The organism is Fructobacillus ficulneus (assembly GCF_001047075.2).
Lineage (GTDB): Bacteria > Bacillota > Bacilli > Lactobacillales > Lactobacillaceae > Fructobacillus > Fructobacillus ficulneus.
The window spans coordinates 135,658-137,031 of sequence record NZ_DF968005.1; the positions used below are offsets into that span (position 1 = coordinate 135,658).

Below are 1,374 nucleotides of genomic sequence, written 5' to 3' on the forward strand. Positions count from 1 at the left end.
GCTACCTGAACAAGGGGCAGGATGCCAGTACCACGATTTAAGTTTGACAATTAAACTGCTGGTTCGCCGGCAGGTACATAGAGTAGGAAAATTATGGCACGGACAATCAGTGAAGACAATCAAATCTCGGGGACACTGCAAAACGTCATTTTTTCGGCCCAAGATTCATATTTTAAAATTTTATCGGTGACCGTCGCCGACACGGACCTGGAAGACTGGGACGCCGAGGAAATCATCGTGACCGGGACCTTTGCCTCGGTTAAGCCCGGGTCGACCTATGCCTTTTACGGCCAATTGGTGACCCACCCCAAGTACGGTCAACAGTTCCAGGTGGCCAGGTATGAAAATCAAATGCCGGCCGATGATCAGGGACTGATTTCTTTCTTTGCTTCGGGCGACTTTGCTGGGATTGGAAAGAAGACGGCGGAAAAGATTGTTTCGGCCTTGGGAACCAAGGCGATTGATTTGATTTTAGCTGACCCCAGTGTTTTGGATGGGTTAGTGAAGCCTAAGGTGGCTGAGAACCTGGCCGAGAAGCTCCAGGAAAACCTAGGCTTGGAAAAGCTCTTTGTCTATGGTCACCAGCTCGGTTTGTCGGCGGACTTAGCCGGACAGCTATACGACCATTATGGTGATGAAGCCCAGGACATCTTGCAGAAGAGTCCCTATCGTTTAGTCTACGAGTTTGATGGTTTGCCCTTTAAGAAGGTCGACGAAATCGCCAAGCAGGCCGGTTTTAACGATGATGACCCCGAGCGAATCCAGGCCGGGGTTTATGCTGGCCTTTTGAATGCCTGTTTCTCGGCTGGTCACACTTATTTGACCATCGACCAGGCCCAACGGGCAGCCTGGCAAACACTGAAGAGTAACTGGTCTGGCTTGGAAGAAGCAATCGACCAAGCCCTCGGTGCCCTAGTCGGGATTGATCGGGTTGTCTTTGACCACCAATCATACAGTCCGAAAATTTTAGCCGAGGCCGAAACCCAAGTCGGTGAAAGCCTGCAGAAGTTGATGACGGGTCGGTCAAGAGTCGATACGAGTTCTGATTTAGTTGAAACCAACTTCGTCGTGCCAGAAAACCTGGCCCTCGATGAGACCCAACGCCAAGCGGTTGAATCCGCTTTGACTAACCAAGTCTTTGTTTTGACGGGAGGACCCGGAACGGGAAAGACCACGATTACCAAGACTTTGGTAGCAACCTGGGAAGCCCTGGTTCGCCGTCAGGCCCGGTATGACCACCATGACCATGACTGGGTCAAGGAGAACCTGGTCCGCTTAGCCTCACCAACGGGTCGGGCTGCTAAGCGGATGACCGAAATTACTGGTTATGAAGCGACAACGATTCACCGGCTGCTCGGGATTACCGATGGGGAT

1 protein-coding gene is annotated in these 1,374 nt (G+C 51.7%); it reads left to right on the forward strand.

The genetic code is table 11. The features are described 5' to 3' along the window. Nucleotides 1-93 precede the first annotated feature (93 nt). On the forward strand, nt 94-1,374 hold a 1,281-nt coding region (locus AOQ29_RS05380), incomplete at its 3' end, for a helix-hairpin-helix domain-containing protein (RefSeq protein ID WP_083989323.1).